At 66.4% G+C, this 12433-nt stretch carries 16 protein-coding genes; all 16 read right to left on the reverse strand.

Annotated features, from left to right (window positions below; translation table 11 throughout):
- Positions 1-2 precede the first annotated feature (2 nt).
- Positions 3-371 (reverse strand): 50S ribosomal protein L14, encoded by a 369-nt coding sequence (gene rplN / locus ACZ6KY_RS27630; RefSeq protein ID WP_003992364.1) that lies wholly within the window; start codon positions 369-371, stop codon positions 3-5.
- A gap of 101 nt (positions 372-472) precedes the next feature.
- Positions 473-757, reverse strand: coding sequence for a 30S ribosomal protein S17 (gene rpsQ / locus ACZ6KY_RS27635; RefSeq protein ID WP_401340372.1), 285 nt, complete (start codon positions 755-757; stop codon positions 473-475).
- Positions 757-981: a 50S ribosomal protein L29 gene (gene rpmC, locus ACZ6KY_RS27640; protein ID WP_003998824.1), complete on the reverse strand. Its 225-nt coding sequence runs from the start codon at positions 979-981 to the stop codon at positions 757-759. The genes rpsQ and rpmC overlap by 1 nt, the downstream gene beginning before the upstream one ends.
- A complete protein-coding gene (gene rplP / locus ACZ6KY_RS27645) occupies positions 981-1400 on the reverse strand; it encodes a 50S ribosomal protein L16 (protein ID WP_099500627.1) in 420 nt (139 codons plus the stop codon). Before rplP ends, rpmC begins: the two co-directional genes overlap by 1 nt.
- 5 nt (positions 1401-1405) lie before the next feature.
- On the reverse strand, positions 1406-2254 hold the full coding sequence (gene rpsC, locus ACZ6KY_RS27650; RefSeq protein ID WP_326786061.1) for a 30S ribosomal protein S3: 849 nt from the start codon (positions 2252-2254) through the stop codon (positions 1406-1408).
- Entirely contained in the window at positions 2254-2601 is a 348-nt protein-coding gene (rplV, locus tag ACZ6KY_RS27655) for a 50S ribosomal protein L22 (RefSeq protein ID WP_006604878.1), read from the reverse strand. Before rplV ends, rpsC begins: the two co-directional genes overlap by 1 nt.
- 42 nt (positions 2602-2643) lie before the next feature.
- The gene (rpsS, locus tag ACZ6KY_RS27660) at positions 2644-2925 is read right to left on the reverse strand and encodes a 30S ribosomal protein S19 (RefSeq protein ID WP_024755409.1); all 282 of its coding nucleotides are present in this window, start codon (positions 2923-2925) and stop codon (positions 2644-2646) included.
- A gap of 12 nt (positions 2926-2937) precedes the next feature.
- Entirely contained in the window at positions 2938-3774 is an 837-nt protein-coding gene (gene rplB, locus ACZ6KY_RS27665; RefSeq protein WP_153289116.1) for a 50S ribosomal protein L2, read from the reverse strand.
- Between the two features lie 39 nt (positions 3775-3813).
- Positions 3814-4230 (reverse strand): 50S ribosomal protein L23, encoded by a 417-nt coding sequence (rplW, locus tag ACZ6KY_RS27670; protein WP_189190335.1) that lies wholly within the window; start codon positions 4228-4230, stop codon positions 3814-3816.
- Complete coding sequence (gene rplD / locus ACZ6KY_RS27675) at positions 4230-4886, reverse strand: 50S ribosomal protein L4 (protein ID WP_037627000.1); 657 nt, start codon at positions 4884-4886, stop codon at positions 4230-4232. The genes rplW and rplD overlap by 1 nt, the downstream gene beginning before the upstream one ends.
- 4 nt (positions 4887-4890) lie before the next feature.
- Positions 4891-5535, reverse strand: a complete 645-nt coding sequence (gene rplC / locus ACZ6KY_RS27680) for a 50S ribosomal protein L3 (RefSeq protein ID WP_261705325.1) — start codon at positions 5533-5535, stop codon at positions 4891-4893.
- 17 nt (positions 5536-5552) lie between these two features.
- Positions 5553-5861 (reverse strand): 30S ribosomal protein S10, encoded by a 309-nt coding sequence (gene rpsJ / locus ACZ6KY_RS27685; RefSeq protein ID WP_003948644.1) that lies wholly within the window; start codon positions 5859-5861, stop codon positions 5553-5555.
- A 968-nt stretch (positions 5862-6829) separates the two neighbouring features.
- Positions 6830-7174: a hypothetical protein gene (locus ACZ6KY_RS27690; protein WP_469312972.1), complete on the reverse strand. Its 345-nt coding sequence runs from the start codon at positions 7172-7174 to the stop codon at positions 6830-6832.
- A 64-nt stretch (positions 7175-7238) separates the two neighbouring features.
- Positions 7239-7616 (reverse strand): hypothetical protein, encoded by a 378-nt coding sequence (locus ACZ6KY_RS27695; protein ID WP_469312973.1) that lies wholly within the window; start codon positions 7614-7616, stop codon positions 7239-7241.
- A gap of 163 nt (positions 7617-7779) precedes the next feature.
- Positions 7780-8355: a hypothetical protein gene (locus ACZ6KY_RS27700; RefSeq protein WP_469312974.1), complete on the reverse strand. Its 576-nt coding sequence runs from the start codon at positions 8353-8355 to the stop codon at positions 7780-7782.
- A 31-nt stretch (positions 8356-8386) separates the two neighbouring features.
- Complete coding sequence (locus ACZ6KY_RS27705) at positions 8387-12394, reverse strand: DUF6531 domain-containing protein (protein WP_469312975.1); 4008 nt, start codon at positions 12392-12394, stop codon at positions 8387-8389.
- Between the last annotated feature and the right edge of the window lie 39 nt (positions 12395-12433).

A 12433-nucleotide genomic window follows, 5' to 3' on the forward strand; every position in this document is an offset into this window, starting at 1 on the left:
GCTTACAGCACCTCCGGCGCGAGCGAGATGATCTTCATGAACTTCTTCTCGCGCAGCTCACGGCCGACCGGGCCGAAGATACGGGTGCCGCGAGGGTCGCCGTCGTTCTTCAGAATGACAGCGGCGTTCTCGTCGAAGCGGATGTACGAGCCGTCCGGACGGCGACGCTCCTTGACGGTGCGAACGATGACCGCCTTGATGACGTCACCCTTCTTCACATTGCCGCCGGGGATCGCGTCCTTGACGGTGGCGACGATCACGTCACCGATGCCCGCGTAGCGGCGACCGGAGCCACCGAGCACACGGATGCAAAGGATTTCCTTCGCACCAGTGTTGTCGGCGACACGCAGTCGCGACTCCTGCTGGATCACGTCTATCTCCTGATTGTCTGCCGGTTCCCGGGGCGGGTCCGTCCGAGGACGGTCCCGCCCCGAGCCTGGCGGAACGAACCTGAGGAATACCCCTCAGGAAATTACTTGGCCTTCTCGAGGATCTCGACGATGCGCCAGCGCTTCGTCGAGGACAGCGGCCGGGTCTCCATCAGGAGGACGCGGTCGCCGACGCCGGCGGCGTTCTGCTCGTCGTGGGCCTTGAGCTTGTTCGTACGGCGGATGACCTTGCCGTACAGCGCGTGCTTCACGCGGTCCTCGACAGCGACGACGACGGTCTTGTCCATCTTGTCGCTGACGACCAGACCCTCACGGGTCTTGCGGAAACCGCGCTCGGTCTTCTGCTCAGTCACGTTGCTCTCGCTCATCAGGCGCTCTCCACCGTCTCGATGCCCAGCTCGCGCTCACGCATCAGGGTGTAGATCCGCGCGATGTCCTTCCGGACGGCCTTGAGCCGACCGTGGTTCTCGAGCTGACCGGTCGCCGCCTGGAAGCGGAGGTTGAACAGCTCTTCCTTGGCTTCGCGGAGCTTCGCGAGAAGCTCCTCGTCACCCAGTTCGCGCAGCTCGGACGCCTTGGTACCGGCCGACATCACGCTTCACCTGCCTCGCGCTTGACGATCCGGCACTTCATCGGCAGCTTGTGGGCTGCGCGAGTGAGGGCCTCACGGGCGATCTTCTCGTTGGGGTAGGACAGTTCGAACATGACCCGGCCCGGGTGGACGTTCGCGACCCACCACTCGGGAGAACCCTTACCGGAACCCATGCGGGTCTCGGCAGGCTTCTTGGTCAGCGGGCGGTCCGGGTAGATGTTGATCCAGACCTTGCCGCCACGCTTGATGTGGCGGGTCATCGCGATACGGGCGGCCTCGATCTGGCGGTTCGTCACGTACGCCGGCGTGAGGGCCTGAATGCCGTACTCGCCGAACGAAACCTGCGTACCGCCCTTGGCCTGACCGCGGCGCTTCGGGTGGTGCTGCTTGCGGTGCTTGACCCTACGGGGGATCAGCATGTCGGTCAGGCCTCCGTTCCGGTGCTCTCAGCCGGAGCGGCAGCGGCGGCGGGAGCCTCGGCCTTGGGGGCCTCGGCAGCCGGCGCGGACTGCTGCTGCGGCTTGCGGCCGCGGCCGCCACGCTCGCCACCACGGCCACCACCACGGGCCGGGCGGTCGCTCGCGCCGCCGCCACGGGCCGGGCGGTTACCCGCACGGGCAGCAGCGTTCTCGGCGCGGACCTCGGCGATGTTCTTGACGTCGCCCTTGTAGATCCAGACCTTCACACCGATACGGCCGAAGGTCGTCTTGGCCTCGAAGAAGCCGTAGTCCACGTTCGCGCGGAGCGTGTGCAGGGGCACACGGCCCTCGCGGTAGAACTCCGAGCGGGACATCTCGGCGCCGCCGAGACGGCCACCACACTGGATCTTGATGCCCTTGGCGCCGGCCTTCATCGTGCCCTGCATGCTCTTACGCATGGCGCGACGGAAGGAGACGCGGGAGGACAGCTGCTCGGCAACGGCCTGGGCAACCAGCTGAGCATCGGTCTCGGGGCTCTTGACCTCGAGGATGTTCAGCTGGACCTGCTTGCCCGTGAGCTTCTCGAGGTCACCGCGGATGCGGTCGGCCTCGGCGCCACGGCGGCCGATGACGATGCCGGGACGCGCGGTGTGGATGTCCACCCGCACGCGGTCACGGGTGCGCTCGATCTCAACCTTCGAGATGCCCGCGCGCTCCATGCCGGACGTCATCATCCGACGGATGGCGACGTCTTCCTTGACGTAGTCCTTGTACAGCTTGTCGGCGTACCAGCGGGACTTGAAGTCCGTGGTGATGCCGAGCCGGAACCCATGCGGGTTAACCTTCTGGCCCATTACCGGGTTCCTTCCTTGCTGCTGACGACCACGGTGATGTGGCTGGTCCGCTTGCGGATCCGGTAGGCACGGCCCTGGGCACGCGGCCGGAACCGCTTCAGGGTCGGACCCTCGTCGACGTAGGCCTCGGAGATGACGAGGCTGCCGGCGTCGGTGTGGTCGTAGTTGTGTGCGGCGTTGGCAATGGCGCTGTCAAGCACCTTGCCGACCGGCACGCTCGCGGCCTGCGGGGCGAAACGCAGGACCGCCTGAGCCTCCGTGGCATCCATGCCACGGATAAGGTCCACCACTCGGCGGGCCTTCATGGGCGTAACGCGGATGTACCGCGCCTGGGCCCTGGCTTCCATGGTTGTCCTTCCAGTGTCTGTCATGGTCGATTCCACCCCGCGTTAGCGGCGCTTCGACTTCCGGTCGTCCTTGACGTGACCCCGGAAGGTGCGCGTCGGCGAGAACTCGCCGAGCTTGTGGCCGACCATCGACTCGGTGACAAACACCGGGATGTGGGTCTTGCCGTTGTGCACCGCGATCGTGTGGCCGAGCATGGCCGGGATGATCATCGAGCGACGGGACCAGGTCTTGATGACGTTCTTGGTACCGGCTTCGTTCTGTACGTCCACCTTCTTTACAAGGTGTCCGTCGACGAAGGGTCCCTTCTTGAGACTGCGCGGCATCTAAACCCGCTCCTAGCGCTTCTTGTTCGTCTTGCGGCGGCGGACGATGTACTTGTTCGAAGCCTTCTTCGGCGAACGAGTACGACCCTCCTTCTGACCCCACGGGGAGACCGGGTGGCGACCACCGGAGGTCTTGCCCTCACCACCACCGTGCGGGTGGTCAACCGGGTTCATCGCCACACCGCGGACGGACGGGCGAACGCCCAGCCAGCGCTTACGGCCGGCCTTACCCCAGTTGATGTTGCTCTGCTCGGCGTTGCCGACCTCGCCGACCGTGGCGCGGCAGCGCTGGTCGACCAGGCGGATCTCGCCGGAGGGCATGCGGAGGTGGGCCATGGTGCCCTCCTTCGCGAGCAGCTGCACCGAGGCACCGGCGGAGCGGGCGAACTTGGCGCCGCCACCGGGACGGATCTCGATCGCGTGGATCGTGGTACCGACCGGGATGTTGCGGAGCGCCAGGTTGTTGCCCGGCTTGATGTCGGCCCCAGGACCGTTCTCGACGCGGTCACCCTGCGACAGGTTGCGGGGGGCGAGGATGTAGCGCTTCTCGCCGTCCGCGTAGTGCAGCAGCGCGATGCGCGCGGTGCGGTTGGGGTCGTACTCGATGTGCGCGACCTTCGCCGGCACGCCGTCCTTGTCGTGACGACGGAAGTCGATCACTCGGTAGGCGCGCTTGTGTCCGCCACCCTGGTGGCGAACGGTCACACGACCGGAATTGTTACGGCCGCCCTTGCTGTGCAGGGGGCGAACCAGCGACTTCTCCGGCGTGGACCGCGTGACCTCGACGAAGTCGGCGACGCTGGAGCCACGACGGCCCGGCGTAGTCGGCTTGTACTTGCGGATTCCCATTTCTCAGTCCTCGTCCGATATTCGGACCAGGGCACTCCGTTAGGAGGCCTGGCCGAAGATGTCGATACGGTCGCCCTCAGCGAGGGTCACGATCGCGCGCTTGCTGTCGGCACGCTTACCGAAGCCCGTCTTGGTGCGCTTGCGCTTGCCCTGACGGTTGATCGTGTTGACCCCGGTGACCTTGACCGAGAAGACCGCCTGGACGGCCTGCTTGATCTGGGTCTTGTTGGCCCGCGGGTCCACGACGAAGGTGTACTTGCCCTCGTCGAGCAGCGCGTAGCTCTTCTCCGAGACGACCGGCTTGAGGAGGACGTCACGGGGATCCGTGAAGCTCTTGCTCAGCGGGGTCTCGACGGTGTTCTTGCCTTCGGCCTCGTGGCGCTTCGCCTTGGCGACGCGCGCGACCTTCTTGGCCTTGGCGGCCTTCGAGGCAATGCTCGGGTGACGCGTAGCCATCAGGCTTCGCTCCCTTCGGTGTCAGCGGCCTGGGGGCCAGACACGAAGGACTCGAAAGCGGCCTGGGTGAAGACCACGTCGTCCGAGACGAGAACGTCGTACGTGTTCAGCTGGCCCGGCTCCAGGATGTGGACCTGGGGCAGGTTGCGCGCGGAGAGCAGCGCGGCCTCGTCGGAGCGCTCGATGACCAGGAGCACGTTCTTGCGCTCGCTGACCTTGCCGAGGAAGCTCTTCGCGGCCTTGGTGGAGGGGGTCTCGCCCTCGATCACGCCGGTGATGACGTGGATGCGAGCGTTGCGGGCCCGGTCGGTGAGGGCGTGGCGCAGGGCCGCGGCCTTCATCTTCTTCGGGGTCCGCTGCGAGTAGTCACGCGGGGTGGGGCCGTGAACGACGCCACCGCCGGCGAACTGCGGCGCGCGGGTCGAACCCTGACGGGCGCGGCCGGTGCCCTTCTGGCGGTAAGGCTTGCGGCCACCACCACGGACCTCGCCACGACGCTTGACCTTGTGCGTGCCCTGACGGGCCGCGGCCAGCTGCGCGACGACAACCTGGTGGAGCAGCGGGATGCTGATCTTCTCTACGTCGAAGATCTCGGCCGGGAGCTCAACGGTCCCGGCGGTGTCGCCGGAGGGCGACAGAATGTCAATGGTGCTCATGTCCTCAAGCCCCCTTGGCCGCGGTACGGACCAGGACGAGGCCGCCGTTCGGACCCGGGATGGCTCCCTTGATGAGGAGCAGGCCCTTCTCCGCGTCAACGGCGTGAACGGTCAGGTTCTGGGTGGTGACCCGCTCGTTGCCCATGCGGCCCGCCATGCGGACGCCCTTGAACACACGGCCCGGGGTGGCACAGCCACCGATGGAGCCGGGGGAGCGGTGCTTGCGCTGGACACCGTGTCCGGCGCCGAGGCCCTTGAAGTTGTGACGCTTCATGACACCGGCGAAGCCCTTGCCCTTGCTCTTGCCGGTCACGTCCACCTTGATGCCGGCCTCGAACACCTCAGCGGTGATCTCCTGGCCGAGGGTGTACTCGCTGGCGTCAGCGGTACGGATCTCGACGAGGTGGCGGCGGGGGGTGACGTCGGCCTTGGCGAAGTGACCCTTGAGGGGCTTGTTCACCTTGCGCGGGTCGATCTCGCCGAAGGCGATCTGGACCGACTCGTAGCCGTCGGAGTCATTCGTACGGACCTGGGTCACGACGTTCGGGCCGGCCTTGACGACGGTGACGGGAACAACACGGTTGTTCTCGTCCCACACCTGCGTCATGCCGAGCTTCTCGCCCAGGATTCCCTTGATCTGCTTAGCCATTCTCAGATCACCGATCCCTAGAGCTTGATCTCGATGTCGACACCGGCCGGGAGGTCGAGTCGCATCAAAGAGTCAACGGTCTTGGGCGTGGGGTCGAGGATGTCGATGAGGCGCTTGTGCGTGCGCATCTCGAAGTGCTCGCGAGAGTCCTTGTACTTGTGCGGCGACTTGATGACGCAGTACACGTTCTTCTCAGTGGGCAGCGGCACCGGGCCTGCGACCGACGCACCAGTGCGGGTCACCGTTTCGACGATCTTCTTCGCCGAGGAATCGATGACCTCGTGGTCGTAGGCCTTGAGCCGGATGCGGATCTTCTGTCCCGCCATGGCTACTCAGTAGTCCTTTGTCTAGTGAAACGCTCCGGAACCCGGGGGTTCGCGTCCTGACCTCCGACCCACGCGGTCGGGTGTGTCGCGCTCCTGGCGACAGGGATATCCGTCACGGATTTCCCTGCGAGGGACGCGGCTCCGCCCGAAAGCAACCGCAGGACCGGGGATGAGAACACCCACCGGGCGCCTGGTCTGCACCCCGCTGACACTTCCCGGAAGATTCCCGTACGTCCGCCCCAGCGCTGCCTCACGACAGATTGGGCGACGAGTACTGTGGGACTCGCTTCCAGTCCTCCCGACGGGAGGCGCGCAGCATCGGCACTCGACCGAGCAACCCCGCTAGTCTGCCATACCGGACGGGGGGCTGGCCAATCGAGCCGGAGATCGTACCCCTAAGGTGACGAAGGTCAAACCACGGCACGGTCCAGATCCCGGCACCGATCCACCGAGCCTCTGCTCGGGGCCCTCCGAGGCCCCGCATCCGCTCCGGCGCCCCCGCACCACTGGCCCACCGGGGGGCCGCAACCTCTTCCCGGACCGGCCCCGCCGCCTCGCTCCCGCAGCGCCTGCCGCCACCCCGTGAGCCGGGCCTGCAGCCTCTCCCCCAGGGAACCTGTCGCCGCTTCCGGACTCCCCCAGCCGGATGCGCCGCCCCTGCCCCTCCCGCAGCCCATGTATGGGGTCCCGCTGAGAATCAGCCGCAAAGCGTCGACGGTGTCACCGGCAGTGCCCACGGAGCCCTCGGCACGCAGCAGCGTGTACAGCTCGGACGTCAACTCCCCATGGAAACCGGCCACATGAGCCACCGCCGTAATGGCGCAAGCCCGCTGAGGACGGTCCGGCAACCGGGTCGCCCGGACGATCCGGGGCATCGACGATGGCCATGGACACGCCACTGAAGCCACCGGGCACACGGACGGCAGCGAGCAGCCGCTTCACCGACCTGACGCGCGCTCCACCCCGGCTCACGACTCCCAGAACGGCGGCCCGACCCGAATCCGGATCTGCCGGTCGCGGTCGACGTGGTCCGCTACGGCTCCCTCTACCCGATCGCCGACGCAGGGCAACTCGGTCGGCGGGACTTCGGGATCGTTGAGGGTGCCGTCGGGGTTGTACGACACCAGATCGAGGAAGCCGGTGGCGCCGGGAGCGGCATCGAGCTCCAGGAAGACTCCGTAAGAAAATCGGTCCTTCACTGTGCCCCGGGCGACGCTCCCCAACGGGTACAGCCGCTTCGCGGCTTCCCAGGATTGCTCTGGCTCTGGCGTCACACGCGCCCCATAGGTAGGCAGCGCCTTCGGCGCACCCATCGCCAGATGTCGCCGACGGCATCCTTGAACCGCATCCACAGGTACTCCAGCTTGTCCAGCACTCTCATCCGCGCCATCTGCCACCTGAACACGGCGGCAGTTGCCCGAAGGGCACGAACGTGAGCGTGTCCCTGATGGCGTCGTCGGCGATGCCACAGGGGCCCTCGGCACGCAGCGCGGCGTACAGCTCCGGCGTCAGCGCGCCGTTGAGCCGGGCAGCGACACCCGCCGCGGTGAACGCGAACCCCCGCTGGCCTCGGTCCGGCAACCGCATCGCCCTGACGATCCGCGGCGACGCCTCCTCCAGCGAACAGTTGAAGGCCAACCCGATCGCCGCGGTCCCGAGCTTCCCCTCACCCCGCTCGAACGCGGCGTCCACCTCGGCGGGATCGTTGATACCTATCAGACCCTCGCCACTTTCCCAGTCGTATCCGGACGTCATGCCCCAGCCTTCCCTTCCCCCGGCCCGTCACCGCACCGCGGTCCAGCGCCACCGTCGCCTCCCCCAGTAGCTCCTCCAAGACCGGCGTCGCGCCGACGCGGAGTGCTACTGAATTGCGGTGTCCAACGCCTGTACGGCTGTGCACTGTGACACCCGCCGACGGCTACACACCGCCCAGCATCTCGTCCTCGTCGAAGCCGAGTTCGTCCTCGATGCCCAGTTCCTCCGCCGCATGCCATCGCAAGGGGTTCGGCCATTCGCTCGGCGCACTGACGGCAATACCTCGCAGAAATACGAGCGCCTCAGAGGTCCCGATCTCCGCAAGTGACTGAATTCCCTTCACGCAGAGAGGGAAGAAAGGCCCGTCGGATTCTTTTCGTTCCCGCACGAGTGCGCTGATCGGCTCCACCGCCTCGGGAGCGCGCAGCTCGCCCAGCATGTCGATCAGATCTTCTGCGTTCACATCTGAAGCGTTCGACGCCACGACCGATGACAGGACCGGCCCGAGACCTTCGGGATGCAAGTGAAGAGTGACTGCCGCGAGCCGTTCGAACCTGCGCCAGTCCTGGGAGTCACGCGCCTCACGCAGCCAGTCGAGGACACGGGTGCGCGACTCGGGAACCGCTGCCGCCACTTCCGCGGCTCTGGCCTCACCGATGTACCCCCGTCCGAGGACGAGAGCATCCACTCGATCCATCAAGTCCCTTTCGGCCGCCGCGTCGCCCAACATGGATTCCATTCCCCTTATCCGCATCTTTCGACACCCAGCGCTAAAGCAGCCGGTGTGTCATTCTCAGAATATTCGAGTTGAATACATCGGCCGAATTTTCGCGAAGGCCGAAGTTCAATCCACCTCGCTCCAGTTTTACATGGACGAAGTCGGCACTCTCCCCGATCTCATCGAGGTAGATACCGAACGCTTCATGGATGGCAGCGATATTGTCGCCCGACCCCCGCCCTGCCGCGATCAGCGCGTCCCGGGTGCCTGGCTCCATCTCATATCGCACGAGATGTGTATATTTCTGCGCGTTCCTTCCGCCTCGTCGTGCGAATCGTTCCGCGATGCCAGTGACGTAATCAGCTTCCTGCGTAACGAAGTTCTCGCCTCGTGGTGTGATCGCTCCCCTGGGGCCGAGCCGCGTGAACTCCTTCTCCGACATCACCCGGTAGAAGGGCTCGTAGGGCCCGAGCCCCAGCGGGTCCGTTCCCTCCCAGGGGTTGGGGACATAGGCCATGGGATGTGGCGCCGCGCTCAGCCCCAGCGGGTCGGGGGAGGCGTAGCGGCCGGCGTCGGGGTTGTAGTAGCGATGTTGGTTGTAGTGCAGTCCCGTTTCGGGGTCGTGGTACTGCCCGGGAAATCGGAGCGGGGTGTACGTGCTGCTCCGTACCGGCCACGCGGTAGTACCCCAGAGCGTGGCACGGGCCCGCCACGCGATGTCACCCTGTTCGTCCACCAATTCCGTCGGTGTCCCGACGAGGTCGGTGATGATGGCGAAGAATCTGGAGTCGATTTCCTCCTGGGTTGCAGCGTCCATCCGACGTTCGGTCTGGGCGATCGGGTGCAACCCGTCGTAGTCCCAGGTCAGAGCTACCGGGTTGCTCAGGTCATCGCCCGTCGCGACCTGCTCGACAAGGGTGTTGCCGTCCCACGTGTAACGGATTTCCTCCGCGACGGACACTCCGTCCGCCGCCAGCCGCTGCTTCGCGACACGGCGCCCGAAGACGTCGTACCCATAGCGCCAGACCACACCGTCAGGCGTGGTCGCGGAGGTCAGCCGGTCCTCCGCGTCCCAGACGTAGCGCCACGTCTCAGGGCTCCGTGAGAGGCGAATCCTGCGGCGCGTCACCATGCGCCCCGCCGCGTCGTATTCATAGCGCTCGCGTCCGGCGGCGGTCAGACGGGTGCCCTCGTAGCTCCGCGTTCCCCTTGCTTCCTTACCAGGGTGGGTGTCCGGCCACGAGGCCTCGATCTGGTTGCCCCCAGCGTCGTACTCGTAAGCCTCGGACCAACTGCCCGCGCTGACCGCGGTAACCCGGCCCATGGGGTCCAGGTCGATACGGCGAGGTCCGTTCAGCAGGTCGTCCACGCTGGTGACATGGCCATCAGGCCGGTGGGCGTAGCGACGACTCTGCAGCGTTTCTTGTGATGCGGTGACCGTCTGGGCCACGAGGGAGCCGGATGTGTCCCACTCACTGTGCACGGCGAGGAATGCGTCCACCTCGCGCGTGCGCTCACGGCCTACGGCGTCATACTCGAAAATCAGGGTGTGACCGGAGGTGGCCACAGCGCTGCGACGTCCATGCGTGTCATAGGCGTACGTCGATACCGCGCCTGTGGGAGTCACACGCCGGGTCCGCCTACCGAGCTCGTCGTATGCGGTGGCCAGAAGGCGGCCGTCGACGCACTCGCCGGTGATCCTGCCCAGTCCGTCCCGGTCAAGACGCACGAAGGAGTCCGGGCTCGTGGCCCGCAGGAGGCGTCCCATTGCATCGCGCTCATAGGTGGTGACGGCGCCATCGGCGTTCTTCAACACCACCTGCCCGAGCACGTCGCGCTCATAGGTGATCGTCTGGCCGAACACATTCGTCCTGGCCGCCACTCGGCCGACAGGGTCGTACGCGTACCGCACAGTCCGGCCGTCGAAATCCGTCTCCGCCAGCACGCGCCCGGCCTGGTCATACGCGTAGGTCCAGACGAGCCCTTGTGGGTTCGTGACTTCGGTCAGACGCAGGGAAGCGTCGTGTGTGTATTCGTAACGCGCTCCGTCCGGTCCCGTCATGGCCGCGAGAAGGTCGAAGTGCGTGTACTCGTACACGGTGACCCCGCCCCTCGCATCCGTGTGACGGACGCAGTTGCCCTCTCCGTCGTACTCCCATGCCTCCTGGACTCCGTCCGGGCCATGCCAGCATGCGACCTGTCCCTCCACCGTCCACCGCAGACGTGCCTCACTGCCGGTCGAGTCCCCCACAGCTCGGACCCGCCCAAAGGCGTCGTACCGACGCCACTCGTACCCGCCGCCCCCGTCCGTCAGCGCTGTCGTCAGCCCCGCCGCGTTGCTCTCGATCCGGCTCATGTTCCCGAGAGGGTCGGTGACCGATGTCAGACGACCGCCGCTGTCGAACGTGTACCGCACCGTCGCACCGCCTGGCTCGGTGACCGCGGTGCAGTTGCCCCTCTCGTCGTATTCCCTCAGCCGAGTGCTCCCGTCGGCATGGACCACCGTGGTCGGCTTACCGCGCCCGTCGTAGGTGAACCGGGTTGTCGCCTCGTCCGGGTACGTGATCACCAGGGGCTGGCCCACCTCGTTGCGGGCGTAGTGGGTGCGGCGGCCGAGAGCATCGGTGACGGTCACCTCATGGTGGTGCTGGTCATACGTGGTGCGGGTGGTGTGGCCGAGAGGGTCGGTCTCGGCCACAACCTGATGGTTGTCGTTGATGACGAAACGGGTGGTGGCACCCGCCGCTGTAGTGAGGGTGGTGATCCGGCAGTCCGGCCAGGCGGAGTCGATACCGTCGTGGTCGAGGGTGATCGTGATGTGGCCGGCCTCGCCGCCTTCGGCGACGCAGCGGTCACGGTGGTCGTAGGCATAGGCATAACGGCTGTCGTTGGTGTCGGTCCACGAGGTGACGCGCAACCGCTCGTCGTACGTAAAGCGAAGCGGGAGACCGGAAGAATTGGATACAGCAGTCAGGTTGCCGTCGGTGTAGCCATACCGCTTGATGACGACATCCGAGCCGTCCTGAGACGCACCGGCCAGGGCGAGCCCGGCGATACGGCCGTCCTCGGCACTGAGCTTCAGGTGGTAGCCGCCCGAGTGCCGGATATCCGTCGGTGTGCCGGTCCTGTCGTAGTCGAAGTCGATGGTGTGGCCGTTGCGGTCGGATATCCGCTCCAGCAGGGCCAGTCCAGCGGTTCCACCGGGGAGTGCGGCGAAGCGGCGCGTGTGGCCTGTGATCGGGTCGGTCACCGTGTATCTGCCATCCTCCATCCGGGAGAGTGGCCAACGCGGGCCGGCCTGAGGCAGCACCAGCGAGTCAGGTCCGTCCGGGTGCGGATAGGCGAGGAGCAGTCCGTCCTCGGTGACGAACACGACTCCCTGGGTGTCTATTTCAAGTCGCTGGTCCAGCGTGGAGGCCCAGGTGGGGCCGAACCACCAGCCGCAGCGGTAGTCAGAGGCGACCCGGCGGGTGAAGGACAGGGGGAGCATGCCGGGCAGGGTGAGGTCGGTCTGCGGCAGGAACATCGCACCGGTGGCCATGTCCACGGGGTCGCTGCCCTTGAACTTGACCACATTTTTCAGCCGGTTGAAGGCCCCCTTGCCACCGGCGGCAAGCATGTCGCGAGCACCCTTGCCGAGGCCGCGGGCCGCCAGGCTCATGCCCTTCAGCCCGACCTTGAGGCCCTTCATCGCCGCCAGGCCGCCCTTGAGCCCCTTGGCCAGCCCGCCGAGGGTGGTGATCCCCTTCATCATGGGGATGCAGTCCAGCGCCGCGAAGCCCACATCCCACAGGGACGCCTGCCCCTTCGCGTATTTGTTCAGCGTGTCGGCGAGGACGACCAGCGCGGCGACCAGCACGATCGCGCCCAGGATCGGCCCCCCGATGATCATCGCGATGATCCCGACCACGGCGACAACGACCTTGCAGACCGCGACGATGGTGTCCCAGTTGTCGGAGAACCAGTCCCCGACCTCCTCCCACCACTTCCGGTTGTGAATACCGGCGTCCGACGCCTCGTCGATCTTCGACTTCGCGTCCCGCGCCGCCTCCTCCCGCATCCTGCGGGCATCCGCCGCCATCTTCTTCGCCGCGTCCAG

It is taken from the genome of Streptomyces sp. NPDC042002 (assembly GCF_055588305.1).

Excerpts from the sequence above, each read along its gene's own strand:
- rpsQ (WP_401340372.1), bottom strand. The coding sequence starts at position 757 with ATGAGCGAGAGCAACGTGACTGAGCAGAAGACCGAGCGCGGTTTCCGC.
- rpmC (WP_003998824.1), bottom strand. The coding sequence starts at position 981 with ATGTCGGCCGGTACCAAGGCGTCCGAGCTGCGCGAACTGGGTGACGAG.
- rplP (WP_099500627.1), bottom strand. The coding sequence starts at position 1,400 with ATGCTGATCCCCCGTAGGGTCAAGCACCGCAAGCAGCACCACCCGAAG.
- rpsC (WP_326786061.1), bottom strand. The coding sequence starts at position 2,254 with ATGGGCCAGAAGGTTAACCCGCATGGGTTCCGGCTCGGCATCACCACG.
- rplV (WP_006604878.1), bottom strand. The coding sequence starts at position 2,601 with ATGGAAGCCAGGGCCCAGGCGCGGTACATCCGCGTTACGCCCATGAAG.
- rpsS (WP_024755409.1), bottom strand. The coding sequence starts at position 2,925 with ATGCCGCGCAGTCTCAAGAAGGGACCCTTCGTCGACGGACACCTTGTA.
- rplB (WP_153289116.1), bottom strand. The coding sequence starts at position 3,774 with ATGGGAATCCGCAAGTACAAGCCGACTACGCCGGGCCGTCGTGGCTCC.
- rplW (WP_189190335.1), bottom strand. The coding sequence starts at position 4,230 with ATGGCTACGCGTCACCCGAGCATTGCCTCGAAGGCCGCCAAGGCCAAG.
- rplD (WP_037627000.1), bottom strand. The coding sequence starts at position 4,886 with ATGAGCACCATTGACATTCTGTCGCCCTCCGGCGACACCGCCGGGACC.
- rplC (WP_261705325.1), bottom strand. The coding sequence starts at position 5,535 with ATGGCTAAGCAGATCAAGGGAATCCTGGGCGAGAAGCTCGGCATGACG.
- rpsJ (WP_003948644.1), bottom strand. The coding sequence starts at position 5,861 with ATGGCGGGACAGAAGATCCGCATCCGGCTCAAGGCCTACGACCACGAG.
- ACZ6KY_RS27690 (WP_469312972.1), bottom strand. The coding sequence starts at position 7,174 with ATGGGTGCGCCGAAGGCGCTGCCTACCTATGGGGCGCGTGTGACGCCA.
- ACZ6KY_RS27695 (WP_469312973.1), bottom strand. The coding sequence starts at position 7,616 with ATGACGTCCGGATACGACTGGGAAAGTGGCGAGGGTCTGATAGGTATC.
- ACZ6KY_RS27700 (WP_469312974.1), bottom strand. The coding sequence starts at position 8,355 with ATGGAATCCATGTTGGGCGACGCGGCGGCCGAAAGGGACTTGATGGAT.
- ACZ6KY_RS27705 (WP_469312975.1), bottom strand. The coding sequence starts at position 12,394 with ATGCGGGAGGAGGCGGCGCGGGACGCGAAGTCGAAGATCGACGAGGCG.